16 protein-coding genes and 3 pseudogenes are annotated in these 17,542 nt (G+C 41.8%); 14 read left to right on the top strand and 5 right to left on the bottom strand.

The window, feature by feature from the left end; all coding sequences use genetic code 11:
* Positions 1 to 259: 259 nt before the first annotated feature.
* Positions 260 to 754 (bottom strand): annotated as a pseudogene (pcaU, locus tag I6L31_RS02770) (IclR family transcriptional regulator PcaU); the annotation flags it as partial.
* A gap of 69 nt (positions 755 to 823) precedes the next feature.
* On the opposite strand from pcaU (I6L31_RS02770), the gene I6L31_RS02775 reads away from it, so the two are divergent.
* Positions 824 to 1,956 (top strand): IS3 family transposase gene (locus tag I6L31_RS02775; RefSeq protein ID WP_223235881.1). Its coding sequence is split into 2 segments (ribosomal slippage): positions 824 to 1,076 and positions 1,076 to 1,956, totalling 1,134 coding nucleotides; the frame shifts between segments, so codons are not numbered across the junction.
* Positions 1,957 to 2,016: 60 nt separating this feature from the next.
* On the opposite strand, the pseudogene pcaU (I6L31_RS02780) reads toward I6L31_RS02775, so the two are convergent.
* From pcaU (I6L31_RS02780) to I6L31_RS02795, 4 genes and pseudogenes are all read right to left on the bottom strand, one after another.
* Positions 2,017 to 2,358, bottom strand: a pseudogene (gene pcaU, locus I6L31_RS02780) (IclR family transcriptional regulator PcaU); the annotation flags it as partial.
* Between the two features lie 285 nt (positions 2,359 to 2,643).
* Positions 2,644 to 3,576: an IS5-like element ISAha2 family transposase gene (locus I6L31_RS02785; RefSeq protein WP_001040037.1), complete on the bottom strand. Its 933-nt coding sequence runs from the start codon at positions 3,574 to 3,576 to the stop codon at positions 2,644 to 2,646.
* Between the two features lie 55 nt (positions 3,577 to 3,631).
* Positions 3,632 to 4,153 (bottom strand): annotated as a pseudogene (locus I6L31_RS02790) (phospholipase A); the annotation flags it as partial.
* Positions 4,143 to 4,391: a hypothetical protein gene (locus I6L31_RS02795; protein ID WP_004809420.1), complete on the bottom strand. Its 249-nt coding sequence runs from the start codon at positions 4,389 to 4,391 to the stop codon at positions 4,143 to 4,145. The pseudogene I6L31_RS02790 and the gene I6L31_RS02795, both read right to left, overlap by 11 nt.
* A 41-nt stretch (positions 4,392 to 4,432) precedes the next feature.
* Between I6L31_RS02795 and I6L31_RS02800 the strand changes: the two genes are divergently transcribed.
* The 13 genes from I6L31_RS02800 (at position 4,433) to I6L31_RS02860 (ending at position 17,434) form a co-directional block, all read left to right on the top strand.
* Positions 4,433 to 5,523 (top strand): IS4-like element ISAba33 family transposase gene (locus I6L31_RS02800; protein WP_100243284.1). Its coding sequence is split into 2 segments (ribosomal slippage): positions 4,433 to 4,973 and positions 4,973 to 5,523, totalling 1,092 coding nucleotides; the frame shifts between segments, so codons are not numbered across the junction.
* Positions 5,524 to 5,687: 164 nt separating this feature from the next.
* Complete coding sequence (locus I6L31_RS02805; RefSeq protein WP_004987694.1) at positions 5,688 to 6,374, top strand: 3-oxoacid CoA-transferase subunit A; 687 nt, start codon at positions 5,688 to 5,690, stop codon at positions 6,372 to 6,374.
* Between the two features lie 10 nt (positions 6,375 to 6,384).
* Complete coding sequence (gene catJ, locus I6L31_RS02810) at positions 6,385 to 7,038, top strand: 3-oxoadipate CoA-transferase subunit B CatJ (protein ID WP_004987698.1); 654 nt, start codon at positions 6,385 to 6,387, stop codon at positions 7,036 to 7,038.
* Positions 7,039 to 7,050: 12 nt separating this feature from the next.
* Entirely contained in the window at positions 7,051 to 8,256 is a 1,206-nt protein-coding gene (gene pcaF, locus I6L31_RS02815) for a 3-oxoadipyl-CoA thiolase (RefSeq protein ID WP_004987700.1), read from the top strand.
* 11 nt (positions 8,257 to 8,267) lie between these two features.
* Entirely contained in the window at positions 8,268 to 9,623 is a 1,356-nt protein-coding gene (gene pcaB / locus I6L31_RS02820; RefSeq protein ID WP_005004370.1) for a 3-carboxy-cis,cis-muconate cycloisomerase, read from the top strand.
* Positions 9,620 to 10,420, top strand: coding sequence for a 3-oxoadipate enol-lactonase (gene pcaD, locus I6L31_RS02825; RefSeq protein WP_004987705.1), 801 nt, complete (start codon positions 9,620 to 9,622; stop codon positions 10,418 to 10,420). Before pcaB ends, pcaD begins: the two co-directional genes overlap by 4 nt.
* A gap of 40 nt (positions 10,421 to 10,460) precedes the next feature.
* Positions 10,461 to 11,816 (top strand): MFS transporter, encoded by a 1,356-nt coding sequence (locus I6L31_RS02830; protein ID WP_005004373.1) that lies wholly within the window; start codon positions 10,461 to 10,463, stop codon positions 11,814 to 11,816.
* 15 nt (positions 11,817 to 11,831) lie between these two features.
* On the top strand, positions 11,832 to 12,236 hold the full coding sequence (gene pcaC, locus I6L31_RS02835; protein ID WP_004987708.1) for a 4-carboxymuconolactone decarboxylase: 405 nt from the start codon (positions 11,832 to 11,834) through the stop codon (positions 12,234 to 12,236).
* Positions 12,237 to 12,272: 36 nt separating this feature from the next.
* Complete coding sequence (pcaH, locus tag I6L31_RS02840; RefSeq protein ID WP_004987709.1) at positions 12,273 to 12,998, top strand: protocatechuate 3,4-dioxygenase subunit beta; 726 nt, start codon at positions 12,273 to 12,275, stop codon at positions 12,996 to 12,998.
* Between the two features lie 17 nt (positions 12,999 to 13,015).
* Positions 13,016 to 13,645, top strand: a complete 630-nt coding sequence (pcaG, locus tag I6L31_RS02845) for a protocatechuate 3,4-dioxygenase subunit alpha (protein WP_004987713.1) — start codon at positions 13,016 to 13,018, stop codon at positions 13,643 to 13,645.
* A 59-nt stretch (positions 13,646 to 13,704) separates the two neighbouring features.
* On the top strand, positions 13,705 to 14,574 hold the full coding sequence (aroD, locus tag I6L31_RS02850; RefSeq protein WP_004987716.1) for a type I 3-dehydroquinate dehydratase: 870 nt from the start codon (positions 13,705 to 13,707) through the stop codon (positions 14,572 to 14,574).
* A gap of 18 nt (positions 14,575 to 14,592) precedes the next feature.
* Complete coding sequence (locus tag I6L31_RS02855) at positions 14,593 to 16,053, top strand: NosD domain-containing protein (protein WP_004987719.1); 1,461 nt, start codon at positions 14,593 to 14,595, stop codon at positions 16,051 to 16,053.
* Positions 16,054 to 16,114: 61 nt separating this feature from the next.
* Positions 16,115 to 17,434, top strand: a complete 1,320-nt coding sequence (locus I6L31_RS02860; protein ID WP_004987721.1) for a carbohydrate porin — start codon at positions 16,115 to 16,117, stop codon at positions 17,432 to 17,434.
* Positions 17,435 to 17,542 lie beyond the last annotated feature (108 nt).

Consider the following 17,542-nt stretch of genomic DNA (forward strand, 5'->3'; position numbering starts at 1 on the left):
ATTTTATGCAATAAAAATGCACATGTAAGATATGTAAATAATGAATCTTCATTTTGCCTAGAGTGTCGGTATTAAATGAAGATTCACATAAACTATCTAAATGTATTTCATCGCTTGAATGTTATAGACTGATCCATACTCAAGCAGAAGTTAATCAATTTAGAACATTTGTGTATTTTTTCTAATCGAAACCATAGCCGCAATATTTTCTAGAGAAATACAAGAGTTCGATGATCGAACGATAAGTTTAAAATTTGAATTATAAAATATTGCGTAACTCTCTGGCTGTTTCCTGTAATAAAGGCAAAATATGCTGGACTAAGTATTCTTTAGTGGTTCGCATCGTGGGAGAAACAATATTAAGCGCAGCGACAACACGCGACTGTTGTCCATAAATAGGTACAGCTAAGGCATGCACACCCAGCTCATGTTCTTCACAGGAATAACACCAGCCTTGTTCTTTAATTTCACATAAAAGTTTTAAAAAATCCTGATTATTGGTATGCGTATATTTGGTTAGGCGTTGTAGTGGATGTTGTGATAACCATTCCTGTTGTTCATGGTCATCTAGATAGGCTAAAAGAATTTTTCCTGCTGAGGTTGCATGTGCAGGCAAGCGATTTCCCAAATGTAGACCATAGGGATTTACCCGATCTGTTTGTTGGTGTGCAGCACTTCTGGCAATGGTAATCGCCTCGTAGCCATCAAGTACCATGACCGAATAGATGAGAGAAGAGAGGTGGATCAGGAAATTTGAACAACACTTATAAGTGATATTTTGCTCCCCAAATGATGTTATAAACATCAATATATGGAGTATTTTATGGCACGTAGACCAAGAAGAAATCATTCAAATGATTTTAAAGCTAAGGTAGCACTTGCTGCGATTAAAGCAGAAAAAACACTTGCTGAATTGAGTGCTGAATTTGATGTTCATCAAAACCAAATTATCGACTGGAAAAATCAACTGATTTCAGCTTCCTCGCAAGCTTTCGATCAATCAAAAGCTCCAACAGAACCACCCATCGATCTAAAAAAACTACATGCAAAAATCGGTGAGCAGGCATTAGAAATTGATTTTTTAGAAGGTGTGTTGAAGAAACTGGGCCGCTTCAACCACAAAAGTTAATCGATGACTCACTTCAGATTTCAGTATCTAAGCAAGCTCAGCTGCTGAAAGTCTCCCGTGGTTGTTATTACTATCGCCCAAAACCTGTGAGTGCATCAGATCTGAAGCTAATGCGGTGTATGGATGAGTTACATATGCAATACCCTTTTGCAGGTAGCCGGATGATGCGTGATTTGTTGAATCGTCAAGGACATCATATAGGACGACGTCATACACGTACTTTAATGAAGAAAATGGGCATTAATGCGTTATATTGCAAACCAAATTTAAGCCAGGCTAATCAAGCTCACCGCAAATATCCATATCTGCTCAAAGGATTGGCTATTCAGCGCAGTAATCAAGTGTGGTCTACGGATATAACGTATATCCCTATGGCAAAAGGCTTTGTTTATTTATGTGCTGTGATTGATTGGCATAGCCGCAAGGTACTTGCGCATAGAGTATCGATTAGTATGGAGGTTACATTTTGCATAGAAACATTAAATGAAGCTATTGAAAAATATGGTCGACCTGAAATATTTAATACAGACCAAGGCAGTCAGTTTACCAGTGATGCATTTATTGATGTATTGAAATCAAATGGCATTCAAATCAGTATGGATGGTAAAGGTCGATGGGTTGATAATGTGATGGTTGAACGATTATGGCGGAGCGTTAAATATGAAGAGGTGTATCTCAAAGCCTACAGCAATGTTTTGGATGCGAAGAAGCAATTAAACGCATATTTTGAATTTTATAATTTGAAACGACCTCATTCGAGTCTGGACAAAATGACTCCAGATGAGTTTTACTATGACCAGCTACCACAACAAAATAAGGTAGCTTAACTAGAGCAGAGTATCACTTATAAATAAGCTTTTAGTTGTTCAAACATGTGGGACCACCTCTGAAGTTTGTGTTGTCAATAAGTTAAGTAAAGGCTGAGAAATTTTTGGAAGATGTGCACCACCAAGATAAGAGCCTGAAAATTTTAATATTTTAGGTGTTAAGTAAAAGTAATGCCCATCGGATTCAAGATAACCGAGATACTCTAAAGTAAGTAAATGGCGTCGTGCAGCTGCCCGAGTCATCCCTGTTTTTTCAGCTGCCATGGTAATATTTAATCGGTGGCGATCCGTACCAAAACTGTCTAAAATCGCCATGCCTTTACCAATTCCAGCAACAAAATCTTCATGACGAATCGTTTTTTTGTTACTTGAATTGTGAAGAATTTTTTCTTCTTTCTCTATTTTTTTATCCATATCTACTGACATTCCTAGCATTTGATACATTCGTCATATTGATTTGCATACTATAACGCTAAAGCCGACCAGATAAATCAGGTTTTGTTCGATAGTCGAACAAATGATTTAATCACCGAACAAAACCTACTAAACTGGTCTGGAACTCAAACAAAAAATTCTCTGTACACGACAAATTTCATAGGACCCTTGTCCTATCAGGCTTTTTCTTTCTTAAAATGGCTTTGTTGCACAAAGATTTAAAAGATAACACTCTGCTCATTTGAACAGAATTCAAGTGACAACTTGGGTATGAGGACGACCTAATTCTGTAAATTTGTTCAATACGGCTATGCGTGCATGAATCTCATTCACCTGACTAGAAAAACTCCTTGCTGTTAATTTATCACCTAATAGTTTGATGCAATGCATCTTGGTTTCAACTAAACTTCGACGATGATAACCAGACCATTTTTTCCAAAGCGTTCTTCCTAAACGTTTAACTGTTTTCAGTAACTCATTCCGCTCTAAAGATCTCAATTTCTGATCTTTCCATGGTTTTGCATTTTTTCTTGGCGGAATGAGCGCATGTGCATCTCGATCTAGAATGACTTGTCTGCAGTGCTTCGTGTCATAAGCACCATCGGTATAGACCGAATCAATTCGTTCATCTAAGGGAATTTGAGCAAGTAAATCACCGAGTACTTGCGAATCGCTCACATTATTTGTAGTAAGCTGTACCGCACGTATTTGCAAGGTTTCAGCATCGATGCCAATATGAAGCTTACGCCATTGGCGACGATATTCAGGTCCATGTTTCTTACGTTTCCACTCACCTTCACCTAGAAACTTTAAGCCAGTTGAGTCGACGAGTAGATGTAGCCCATCACTACTTTTTTGATAGCTAATCGCAATATCAATATGTTTTTGTCTTCGACAAAGCGTACTGTAATCTGGTGCGGTCCAATTTAATCCACAAAGTTTAATCAGACTTTGAACAAAACCCGTGACCATGCGTAAAGAGAGTCTAAATAAAGATTTGATCATTAAACAGCATTGAATAGCCGTATCGGAGTAAGTTTGATTTCGACCTTGCTTGTTTTGTGGTTGTGCATACCACTGAGTGTTTGGATCAAACCAAATGGAAATGTTGCCCCGATTAATGAGAGCGCGATTATAGGAAGACCAGTTGGTTGTACGATAAGTTTTAGGAGTAGGTTTATTCATTTTGAAATTATAGGACTGAATAAACCTTATAGGCTAGGTTTGTGCAACAAAGCCGTTTAGCTTCCATCGAATTCAAATTTTGCTGTTCTGCCAGTGTCTTGTTTGGCGTATGCGGAACTTCATTTTTTTCACTTGTCCACAGTGCAGGTAGCAAATAAATAGGCTGGTAAGCCCGTAAATTCCATGTTCCTAGTTTTTGTTCTGGTGTTAATTCCCAACGCTGGTCGATTAATGATGCTTTTAAATCCGATTGATGATGTTCTAAAGCAAAAAAATGGTTCGGATTGCCCTGCTTGTTATCTCGGCTGCTCGGCCGTTTTAATGTTTGTAACGGCATGGCCTCAGCAGATCCAGCGCCTTCTGCAACTAATACCGATGCCACTGTTACGTCGCTGAGCTTTACTGAAAATAAACCGTCATAACAATTTAAACGCTCTGCATTTGACTCAAGTGCTACACAAGCAGAAGCACTTGCAGGTTGATAAGCATAGCCTGCTTCTGTACACAATATAGACAGCATCGCCAAGTTCAACACCCTGAATGAATACTTTGTACGGCGTGTCAATTTAACAGCCATTTTTAAATTTCCTTTCTTCATTTTTGAGAATACTTTCATACAGCACATTAGAAAAACGGTAAGTATGTGCAACTAAACGATCTAGCCAACGTTGTGCAGCAAGTAACTCAATCCCCTTTGCTGCATTAAGTTGATTCACTTCAGTATGCTGCAGAATTTTTTGGCGTATTTCGGCACGATGCTGACTGGTCCACTTCTTTAAACTATTTCTTTGTACACGAAAAAAAATATAACTCATTAAAATAATGGCATAATACTTGTTTTCTGACGACGAATATGATGGCACATTTCAATGAGCTATATCTCATCTTAAACAAATATCTAAAGTGGAACAAGTCACATGTAAAATGTTTTACACTGATTATGCTTGCATTAATTGTAAAACAGACATGTAATCTTTCTTCTGCATCTAAAGCCTTACCCATCAAGTGCTTACCACAATCATTTTATCGACGTATACAACGCTTCTTTGCAGGTCAGTATTTCGATTATCGTCAAATTTCTCAGTTAATTTTCAATATATTTTTATTCGATAAAGTCCAATTAACTTTGGATAGAACCAACTGGAAATGGGGGAAACGAGATATCAATATCTTGATGTTAGCCATCGTCTATCGTGGAATAGCCATACCTATAGTTTGGACATTGCTCAATAAACGGGGAAATTCAGATACAAAAGAGCGTATTGCTTTGATTCAACGCTTTATCTCTATTTTTGGTAAAGACCGTATTGTGAATGTGTTCGCAGACAGAGAATTTATCGGTGAGAAATGGTTTACATGGTTAATTGAAAATGACATTAACTTTTGTATACGTGTTAAAAAAACTTCATTGTGACCAATCACTTAGCCAAGAATCATAAAATTAGTGATTTATTTCGTCATCTTCAAGTTGGTCAAACTGAATGTCGTAAACGACGTATTTGGGTTGGTCGAGTGAAACTGTATATTAGTGCGCTACGATTAGAAGATGGAGAACTTTTACTTGTTGTTTCTCCTATGTTTAATGCTTCTGCTATTCGTGATTATGCATTACGCTGGGAAATCGAAACCCTATTTAGTTGTCTCAAAGGACGTGGATTCAATCTTGAAAATACTCGTTTAACAGACCCTAGACGAGTCAAGAAATTGATAGCAGTGCTAGCTATCGGTTTCTGTTGGTGCTATTTAACAGGTGAATGGCAACATGATCGAAAAAAAGCAATAAAAATAAAGAAGCATGGACGACTTTCAGTAAGTTTATTTCGCTACGGTTTGGACTATGTTCAAATGGCTATTCTACGTTTGATTGGTTTTGGAAAAAAAGAAGAATTTAAGAAAGTGCTAGCAATTTTAAGAAAGAAAAAGCCTGATAGGACAAGGGTCCTATGAAATTTGTCGTGTACAGAGCAAAAAATTATAAAAAATGATCAGACAAGGGAATCCTACCGAATGACTAAGGAATAGTATTTGAACTTGCATGAAATGTTCTTCCTTAGCCATGTCCTAGTTTTCCACCTTTCTAATTTTGCTTGATGCACAATGGAGTTATCTAAATGATAGATAAAAGTGCAGCGACCCTCGCGGAAGCGCTCTCCCAGATTAAAGACGGTGCCACCATTTTAATTGGCGGCTTTGGTACAGCAGGTCAACCCGCTGAACTGATTGATGGTTTAATCGAACTTGGACTGAAAGACCTCACCATCGTCAGCAACAATGCAGGCAATGGCGACTACGGTCTTGCCAAGCTACTCAAAACTGGCGCAGTCAAAAAAATCATCTGCTCATTCCCACGTCAAGCCGACTCATACGTGTTTGATGAACTGTATCGTGCAGGCAAAATCGAACTGGAAATCGTACCACAGGGCAATCTGGCTTGCCGTATGCAAGCCGCAGGCATGGGACTTGGTCCAATCTACACCCCAACAGGTTTTGGTACATTGTTGGCTGAGGGTAAACCGACCCTTCAATATGACGGCAAAGACTACGTTTTAGAAAATCCAATCAAAGCCGACTTTGCCCTGATTAAAGCGCATAAAGGCGACCGCTGGGGCAATCTGGTCTATCGCAAATCTGCACGAAACTTTGGCCCAATTATGGCGATGGCTGCCGATGTAACCATTGCCCAAGTCAGTGAAGTGGTTGAACTCGGTGAGCTTGATCAAGAAGTAGTCGTGACCCCAGGCATCTTTGTACAACACGTGGTACAGGTACAGCCTGCACCCGCACCTGTTTCAGCATAAGGAGAACGACATGAGTTATCAAAAACTAAGCCGTGACCAGATTGCACAGCGTGTGGCACAAGACATTCCCGAAGGTTCATATGTCAATCTTGGTATTGGATTACCGACCAAAATTGCCAGCTACCTGCCTGCGGACAAAGATGTATTCCTACATTCAGAAAATGGCTTACTGGCATTTGGCCCACCACCCGCAAAAGGTGAAGAAGATCCAGAACTGATCAATGCCGGTAAAGAATACGTGACCATGCTCAAAGGTGGTTGTTTCTTCCATCATGGTGATTCATTCGCGATGATGCGTGGTGGACATCTCGATATTTGTGTATTAGGTGCCTTCCAGATTGCCGCTAATGGCGACCTTGCCAACTGGCATACCGGTGCACCTGATGCAATTCCATCGGTAGGTGGAGCGATGGACTTGGCCGTCGGTGCAAAGAAAGTCTTTGTGACCACGGATCACGTGACTAAAAAAGGCGAACCGAAGATTGTTGCAGAACTGACTTATCCTGCCACAGGGCAAAAATGTGTAGATCGCATCTACACCGATTTATGCATTATTGATGTGACACCAGAAGGTCTGAAAGTGACTGAGAAAGTAGAAGGTTTAAGCTTTGACGAATTACAAAGCTTGACGGGTGCAACGCTGATTGATGCGACACAGGGATAAGGATAACTGAATATGAAAAATGCATACATCGTTGATGCAATCCGTACCCCATTTGGTCGTTACGCAGGTGGTTTAGCACCAGTTCGCACTGATGACTTGGGTGCTGTACCAATTACTGCATTGATGCAACGCAACCCAAGCGTGAACTGGCAACAAGTCGATGACGTGATTTATGGTTGTGCCAATCAGGCAGGCGAAGACAACCGCAACGTGGGACGAATGTCCGCACTGCTTGCAGGTTTACCCGTTGAAGTCCCTGCAACCACAGTGAATCGTTTATGTGGATCATCACTGGATGCGATTGCGATGGCAGCACGTGCGATTAAAGCGGGTGAAGCTAACTTAATCATTGCAGGTGGTGTCGAAAGCATGAGTCGCGCACCGTATGTGATGGGTAAATCAGAAGGTGCATTTGGTCGTAGCCAAAAGATTGAAGACACCACCATGGGCTGGCGGTTCATCAATCCAAAGCTGAAAGCCATGTATGGTGTCGACAGCATGCCACAAACGGCTGAAAACGTGGCAGAGCAGTTTGATATCAACCGTGAAGATCAAGACCAGTTTGCTTATAGCAGTCAACAACGCACGGCAGCAGCACAAGCCAAAGGCTATTTTGCCAAAGAAATCGTGCCTGTCACGATCCCGCAGCGCAAAGGCGATCCGATCATCATCGATACCGATGAACATCCACGTGCATCGACCACTTTAGAAGCTTTAGCCAAACTTAAAGGCGTGGTTAAAGCAGACGGTACAGTGACTGCGGGCAATGCATCTGGCATTAATGATGGTGCAGCGGCATTACTCATTGCTTCTGATGAAGCGATTGCACAATACCAGCTAAAACCCCGTGCCAAGATCATTGCAGCAACCACAGTGGGTATTGAACCACGGATTATGGGTTTTGCACCTGCGTCTGCGATTAAAAAACTATTGAAGCGAGCTAATTTGACTATTGATCAGATGGATGTGATTGAGCTGAATGAAGCCTTTGCAGCGCAAGCTTTAGCCTGTACCCGTGATTTAGGTCTACAAGACGATGATGTACGAGTGAATCCAAATGGCGGTGCGATTGCATTGGGTCATCCATTGGGTGCATCTGGAGCACGGCTGGTCACGACAGCACTGAATCAACTTGAACAAACAGGCGGTACGTATGCGTTATGTTCAATGTGTATTGGTGTAGGTCAGGGTATTGCCTTGATTATTGAGCGGGTTTAAGGAAAGTCATCATGAGCCAGTTATATGCCAGCTTGTTTTACCAAAAAGAGGTGACTGAAATTTTCAGTGACCGTACTTTAGTGTCATATATGGTTGAAGCTGAAGTAGCACTGGCGCAAGCACAGGCACAGGTTGGGGTGATTCCTCAATCTGCTGCTGATGTGATTGAGCGTACTGCAAAAACAGCATTGGAACACATTGATTTTGATGCTTTGGCAACCGCAACAGGTTTGGCAGGAAATATTGCCATTCCATTTGTAAAACAGTTGACTGCCATCGTCAAACAAGCGGATGAAGATGCTGCGCGATATGTACATTGGGGTGCAACCAGTCAGGATATTTTAGATACAGCCTGTATTTTGCAATGTCGTGCTGCTTTAGCCATTGTACAAAATCAAGTTCAGCAGTGTTATGACACTGCTTTGTCTCAAGCACAATCTTATCGTTATCAAGTGATGATGGGTCGCACATGGTTGCAACAGGCTTTACCGATTACTTTAGGTCATAAATTGGCACGTTGGGCTTCTGCTTTTAAACGTGATCTGGATCGTATAGATGCCATGAAAGCACGTGTTTTAACCGCGCAACTGGGTGGTGCTGTAGGTTCATTGGCTTCATTGCAGAATCAAGGCTCAATGGTTGTCGATGCTTTTGCACATCAATTACAGCTAAATGCAGCCGCTTGTACTTGGCATGGTGAACGCGATCGTATCGTTGAAATCGCAAGTGTACTTGGCATGATTACGGGCAGCGTAGGCAAAATGGCGCGTGACTGGTCACTCATGATGCAGACTGAAATTGCAGAAGTTTTTGAGCCTACTGCGACAGGTCGCGGTGGTTCATCAACTATGCCACATAAGCGTAATCCAGTCGCAGCGGCATCTGTATTGGCTGCTGCCAATCGTGTTCCAGCACTCATGTCGAGCATTTATCAAAGTATGGTGCAAGAGCATGAGCGCGGCTTAGGTAGTTGGCATGCAGAATGGTTGTGTTTACCTGAAATTTTTCAACTCACCGCAGGTGCATTAGAGCGCACTTTGGATGTGTTACAAGGCATGGAAGTCCATGCGGATAACATGCAACGTAATATCGAGTGTACCCATGGGCTGGTTATGGCAGAAGCGGTGATGATGGCATTGGCACCGCATATGGGGCGTCTTAATGCGCATCATGTGGTGGAAGCTGCATGCAAAAAAGCAGTTGCAGAACAGACACATTTAAAAGATGTAATTTCAAACATTGAAGACGTGAAGCAATATTTTAATGCCTCACAACTTGATGAAATTTTTAAACCTGAGTCATATCTGGGCAATATTCAAGACCAGATCGACGCAGTATTGCAGGAAGCAAAAGGAGTGGCAAAGTGAGCGAACACGACAGCATCATGATGACCAATCGTCAAGGCAAAACATTATCTGTCCAGATCAATGGGCCTGAAAATGCACCTGCAATCGTATTTTCAAACTCATTGGGTACAGATCATGGGATGTGGCAACCGCAAGTTGCTGCATTAAAAAGCCAGTATCGAGTTGTAACTTATGACACCCGTGGTCATGGTCAAAGTGATGTCATTGAAAATACAACACTACAAAATCTGGGTGAAGATGTCATCGATATTTTGGATGCACTCAACATTGAAAAAGCACATTTTTGCGGTATTTCAATGGGCGGTATGACTGCACTCTGGTTGGGTATTCATCAATCTCAACGCTTTAATAGCATTACTGTGGCGAATTCTGCTGCCAAAATTTGGACAGTCGAGGGTTGGAATGCACGTGCAGATACAGTTGAAGTAAACGGCTTGGCTGATTTGGTCGCATCCACACATACGCGTTGGTTTAGCGATAAGTTCGATTATCAAAATAATGATTTGGCACAACAAACCATTCAGAGTCTGGCCAATACACCAGCTCAAGGTTATGCCAATGCCTGTCGTGCTTTGGCAAAGGCGGATGTACGTGAACAACTTGCATCGATTGCGATTCCAACTTTGATTATTGCAGGAACTGCTGACCCTGTAACTACAGTTGCAGATGGTAAATTTATGCAACAGCACATCAAAGAAAGTCAGCTTTATATCATTGAAGCTTCTCATCTTTCCAATATTGAACAACCTGAAGCCTTTACTCAAGTCTTCAGTCAATTTATTGAGTCTATTCAGTAGTTTAGATATTTAAAAGGACTTTAGGCCTTAGGAGGCAAATATGGCGTCTCAGGATTACGCTACTTCAAAAACGAGTTTAGATGCACAGGCACTGATCAATGATGCTCCTTTAAGTAAGTATCAGTGGTTGATCGCCATTGTTTGTTTTCTCATTGTTTTTGTTGATGGTATTGATACTGCTGCAATGGGTTTTATTGCACCTGCATTGGCTCAGGATTGGGGTGTTGATCGTTCTCAACTTGGCCCTGTGATGAGTGCTGCATTGGGCGGGATGATTATCGGTGCGCTGGTTTCTGGCCCAACCGCTGACCGTTTTGGTCGAAAAATCGTTTTGTCTGTTTCCATGCTGATTTTTGGTGGTTTTACGCTGGCTTGTGCTTATTCAACCAATCTGGATAGTTTGGTGATTTTCCGCTTTTTGACGGGTATTGGTCTTGGTGCAGCCATGCCAAATGCCACCACATTATTTTCTGAGTATTGCCCAGCGCGCGTGCGTTCACTTTTAGTGACCTGCATGTTTTGTGGTTATAACTTGGGCATGGCAATGGGTGGTTTCATTAGTAGCTGGCTGATTCCAGCCCATGGTTGGCATAGCCTATTTTTATTAGGTGGCTGGGCGCCTCTAATCTTAATGCTTCTGGTGATTTTCTGTCTGCCTGAATCTTATCGCTTCTTAATTGTAAAAGGCGGCAATAACGAAAAAGTACGTCAGATTTTGACACGTATTGCGCCACAGCAAGTACAAGGCGTCACTGAATTTCATGTGCCTGAAGAAAAAGCCAATGTAGGTGATAAAAAAGGCGTGTTCGGCATGCTGTTTTCACCAAAATATGTCAAAGGTACTGTTTTACTTTGGCTGACTTACTTCATGGGTTTGGTTGTTATTTACCTGTTGACCAGTTGGTTGCCAACACTTATGCGTGAAACGGGCGCATCGCTTGAACGCGCAGCATTTATCGGTGGTTTATTCCAGTTTGGTGGTGTGCTCAGTGCTTTGTTTATTGGTTGGGCAATGGATCGTTTCAATCCAAACCGTATCATCGCTGGCTTTTATTTAGCTGCTGGTATTTTTGCCCTAATTGTCGGTCAAAGTTTATCTAATCCGACTTTACTTGCTGTCTTTATTCTGTGTGCAGGTATTGCGGTCAATGGTGCGCAATCTTCTATGCCTGTACTGAGTGCGCGTTTTTATCCAACCCAATGTCGTGCGACAGGTGTCGCTTGGATGTCAGGTATTGGTCGTTTTGGCGCGGTTTTTGGTGCATGGATTGGTGCGGTTTTGTTAGGTAATAACTGGTCATTTACCATGATCCTAAGCATGTTGTTTATTCCTGCTGCCGCTGCCGCTGTCGCAATCTTTGTTAAATCTGTTGTTGCACATACGGATGCAACTTGATCTGAGGTTTCTCTAATGAATGATGAACAACGTTATAAACAAGGACTTGAAGTCCGCACTGAAGTTCTAGGTGAAAAGCACGTCAACCGTTCACTTGAGAACCTGAATGACTTCAACTCAGATTTTCAAAATTTTATTAGTCGTTATGCATGGGGCGAGGTCTGGTCTCGTCCAGGTCTACCACGTCATACACGCAGTCTGGTTACGATGGGTATTTTGCTTGCGTTAGGACGTGAAGCAGAGCTGCGTATGCATATTCGTGCTTGTTTCAACAACGGCGTAACTAAAGATGAACTTAAGGAATTATTCCTTCATTCATCACTTTACGCAGGCTTACCCGCAGCAAATGCCGCCATGCATATGGCAGAAGAAGTTTTTGTAGAGCTAGGGATTGGCTCAGACCAAGACGGTCAACAGTAACGGTTCAAGGATTTTACTTTTTAAAGGAGAGATATGATGTCTCAAATTATTTGGGGAGCTTACGCTCAGCGTAATACAGATGACCATCCGCCAGCATATACACCCGGCTATAAAACCAGTGTATTACGCTCGCCTAAGAATGCGCTCATTTCAATTGCGGAAACATTGACAGAAGTCACTGCACCTCATTTTAGTGCTGACAAATTTGGCCCTAAAGACAACGATTTGATTTTGAACTATGCCAAAGATGGTTTGCCAATTGGTGAACGCGTTATTGTTCATGGTTATGTACGTGACCAGTTTGGTCGTCCAGTAAAAAATGCACTTGTAGAAGTCTGGCAAGCCAATGCTTCTGGTCGTTATCGTCACCCAAATGATCAATACATTGGTGCGATGGACCCTAACTTTGGTGGCTGTGGTCGTATGTTGACTGACAGTAATGGTTACTACGTATTCCGTACGATTAAACCAGGTCCATATCCGTGGCGTAACCGTATCAATGAATGGCGTCCTGCGCATATTCACTTCTCATTAATTGCAGATGGTTGGGCGCAGCGCCTAATTTCGCAGTTCTATTTTGAAGGTGATACGTTAATTGATTCTTGTCCAATCCTGAAAACCATTCCTTCAGAACAACAACGTCGTGCATTAATCGCTTTGGAAGACAAGAGCAATTTTATCGAAGCTGATAGCCGTTGTTACCGCTTTGACATCACGCTACGTGGTCGTCGTGCGACTTACTTCGAAAATGACTTAACTTAATGGATGGAGTAAATAACATGAATGGTTGGAATTTTCAGGAACTCAAAGAAACCCCATCTCAAACAGGTGGTCCATACGTACATATTGGTCTTTTACCTAAACAAGCCAATATCGAAGTGTTTGAACACAATCTGGATAACAATCTTGTGCAGGAAAATACACAAGGTGAATGTATCCGTTTGGAAGGTCAGGTATTTGATGGTCTAGGTTTACCGCTACGCGATGTTTTAATTGAAATCTGGCAAGCAGATGCGAAGGGCGTATATCCAAGTCAGGCTGATTCTCAAGACAAACAAGCCGATCCAAACTTTTTGGGTTGGGGGCGCACAGGTGCTGATTTTAATACAGGCTTTTGGAGTTTCAATACCATTAAGCCGGGTGCTGTTCCGGGTCGTAAAGGCTCCACTCAGGCACCGCATATTGCACTGATTATTTTTGCACGTGGCATCAACATCGGTCTAAACACGCGTGTTTATTTTGATGATGAAGCAGAAGCCAATGCCAAAGATCCAGTATTGAATAGCATTGAATGGGCGACTCGTCGTCAAACGCTGATTGCTAAACGTGAAGAGCGTGATGGTGAAATCGTATACCGTTTTGACATCCGAATTCAGGGTGAAGATGAAACTGTCTTTTTTGATATTTAATGATGGAATCAACTGTACGTTTTTGGCGTACAGTTCTCTTGGTTTACAAGGAAACGTAAATGTTCAATACCAATAAACTCGTTAAACAACTTTGCATCAGTGGTGCATTATTCATGTCTATGCCTTTTGCATCAGTTCATGCTGTAGAAGCAACGACAGCGCCTGCACATGCATCCTATATTGTAAAAAATCTTAATATTGGTGAATTACCTGTTAAAACCATTGTGCCGATTACGGCAAAAACCAAAGAACAGGCAATCGCACAAGCTAAAGTAATTGCAGCCAACAAAGATGCAGATATTGCAGAATTTCGTATTGACTTGCTTGAATTTGCAAGCGATAGCAAACAAGTGATTGCCTTAGGTCAAGAACTGAACCAGATTTTAAAAGACAAGCCTTTACTTACCACCATCCGTACTGCGAATGAAGGCGGAAAGTTGCAAGTAACGGATCAAGACTATGAAAAGATCTATAGTGAATATCTGAAAAAACCGTTTATGCAATTGCTGGACATTGAGATGTTCCGTGATCCAGCAGCGGTTGCCAAATTGACCAAGCTTGCACACCAGAAAAAAGTACTGGTTGTGATGTCAAACCACGACTTTGACAAAACACCAAGTGAGCAGGAAATTGTCAGCCGATTGCTGAAACAGGATCAAATGGGTGCTGATATTTTAAAAATTGCGGTAATGCCAAAATCCAAGCAAAACGTATTTACCTTGATGAATGCCACCTTGAAAGTCAGTGAGCAAAGTAAAAAGCCGCTTTTAACCATGTCGATGGGGCGTTTAGGCACGATTTCCCGTATTGCAACTGCCAATATGGGCGGAAGTTTAAGCTTCGGCATGATTGGAGAGGCTTCAGCACCGGGACAAATTGATGTCACTCAACTCAAACAATTCCTTAAAACGGTTCAACCTACACCTTAACAAGACAGGGAACATGTCATGAAATTAACTTCTTTACGCCTATCTTTATTGGCGCTGGGCTTGGTAACTTCTGGTTTTGCAGCGGCAGAAACTTATGTCGTTGATCGTTATCAGGATGACAATGAAAAAGGTTCTTTGCGCTGGGCGATTGAACAATCCAACGCTAACGCAGCTCAGGAAAATCAAATCCTGATTCAAGCGGTGGGTAAAGCCCCTTATGTGATTAAAGTTAACCAACCATTACCACCGATCAAGTCCTCTGTAAAAATTATAGGGACAGAGTGGGATAAAACGGGTGAGTTTATCGCCATTGATGGTTCAAACTACATTAAAGGTGAAGGTGCTAAAGCTTGTCCTGGGGCAAATCCTGAACAGTATGGTACCAATGTTCGTACAATGACTTTACCCGGTCTGGTTCTACAAGACGTGAATGGGGTAACTCTTAAAGGTCTGGATGTTCACCGCTTCTGTATTGGTGTTTTAGTGAATCGTTCAAGTAACAACCTGATTCAGCATAACCGCATCAGTAATAACTATGGTGGAGCGGGTGTCATGATCACAGGTGATGATGGAAAGGGCAATCCGACTTCAACCACGACCAACAATAATAAAGTGCTAGACAATCAATTTATCGACAATGGCGATGGATTAGAGCTCACACGTGGCGCAGCATTTAACCTGATTGCCAATAACCTATTTACTTCCACCAAAGCCAATCCTGAGCCATCACAAGGGATTGAAATCCTTTGGGGTAACGACAATGCCGTTGTAGGAAATAAATTTGAAAACTATTCCGATGGTTTGCAAATTAACTGGGGCAAGCGTAACTACATTGCGTATAACGAATTGACCAATAACTCATTAGGATTCAATCTGACAGGTGATGGCAATATCTTTGACAGCAATAAAGTACATGGCAATCGTATCGGTATCGCGATCCGTTCTGAAAAAGATGCCAATGCACGTACGACTTTGACCAAAAACCAGATTTGGGATAACGGCAAAGACATTAAACGTTGTGAAGCAGGGGGTTCCTGTGTTCCGAATCAGCGTCTTGGTGCGATCGTTTTTGGCGTTCCTGCACTTGAACACGAAGGCTTTGTTGGTTCGCGTGGTGGCGGTGTGGTGATTGAGCCCGCAAAACTACAAAAAACCTGTACGCAGCCGAATCAACAAAACTGTAATGCTATTCCAAATCAGGGCATTCAGGCACCTAAACTTACGCTCAATAAAAAACAGTTGAGCATTGAAGTTAAAGGAACACCAAACCAGCGTTATCACGTTGAATTTTTTGGAAATCGCAATGCTTCTTCATCTGAGGCTGAGCAATATCTGGGTTCAATGGTGGTAATGACAAATGCACAAGGTGTTGCAAAAGCTAACTGGACACCAAAAACGGTAATGCCTTCTATTACAGCCAATGTCACGGATCATTTGGGTGCAACATCTGAATTAAGTCCTGCGGTTCAGCTCAAATAACAAAATTAAGGATAAAGCGGTGTCTTCGCTTTGAAGACACCCAGATTAGAAAGGAAAGAATATGCATCATTTTTTTAAATTGGGTTTGATTTCAACAGCAGTATTAAGCAGTCAGATTGCACTGGCGAATGAGTTTTGGTCGCAAGATCGCCAATGGTTATTGGGGGATTGGGGCGGTGAACGTCAGCAACTCGAAAACAAAGGTTATAAATTTACAGCGTCGATTATGAGTCAGGCTGCGACCAATCTTGATGGTGGTTACAATGACAGTAATACCCTTGAAAATGCGGGGCAGCTTACTTTAGGTGCAAATTTTGATTTAAATAAAATTGCGGGTTGGGAAGATACGACTGCGGCGATCATGATTACCAAACGTGACGGGAATGCCTTAACACTTGAGCGCATTAAAGATCCACGTTCAAGCGCCTTAGGGAATAGTCAGGAAATTTACGGACGCGGAAAAATCTGGCGCTTAACTCAGGCATGGATCAAAAAAGGTTTTGATGACAATACCGTTCAAGTCAAAATTGGTCGTATGGGCATGTCAGATGATTTCAACAGCTCACAATGCGAATTTCAAAATCTTTTACTTTGTGGTGGGCAGCTTGGAAAATCGATTGGTTCGATCTGGTACAACTGGCCAGTGGGACTTTGGGGCGCAAATGTAAAATACCAATTTGCACCTGAATGGACGTTGGGTCTGGGTGTATATGAGGTCAATCCTGATAATGTCAAAACCCAATCAAATAGCGATGGCTTTAATCTTGATATGAATAATGTCAAAGGTGCAACCATTCCAGTGGAATTAGCATGGAAACCTAAACTTCGTGCATTTAACGGTTTGCCAGGCGAATACAAGATAGGGGCTTTGTACTCAACCGCAGATGCCAATGATGTGGGTACAGCAGGTAAAGAGTATAGTGGCAAGCACAGCTTCTGGATTAATACACAACAGCAGTTAACTCAGCGTGAAAATGATCCAAAACGTGGCTTATTTTTGAGCTTTAATGGTGTCCTCAACGATAAAGCGACAACAACGGTACAAAGTACCCAGCAAATTGCTGTTTGGTACAAAGGTGTTTTCGATAGCCGTCCAAACGATTCGATTGGTTTTGGTTTAGCCAACTATTTGGTGAATGATCGTGCCCGTGATCGTCAAATCGCAACTAACGAAAGTCGTGGCTATTATGAATATGATGCATTTGCAACCAACTATATTCCAATTCAACGTGACGAACTCAATGTTGAACTAAATTATACCTACCAATGGTCGCCAGCCGTAATGCTACGCCCAAATATCCAATATATCCATCAACCTGCGGGTGTCAAAGAGGTCGATGATGCGTGGGTTGCAGGTTTAACTATGCGTTTAAATTTCTAACAATATCGAGATTTTAATAAAAAATATTGATTAAAATATAAGCATGATATTGTTGGATTTAAGCATTATTCGAACAGCTAAAGTGGCAAAAACCACTTTAGCTGAATG

The sequence above is a fragment of the Acinetobacter septicus genome (assembly GCF_019355975.1).
Taxonomy (GTDB): Bacteria; Pseudomonadota; Gammaproteobacteria; order Pseudomonadales; family Moraxellaceae; genus Acinetobacter; species Acinetobacter ursingii.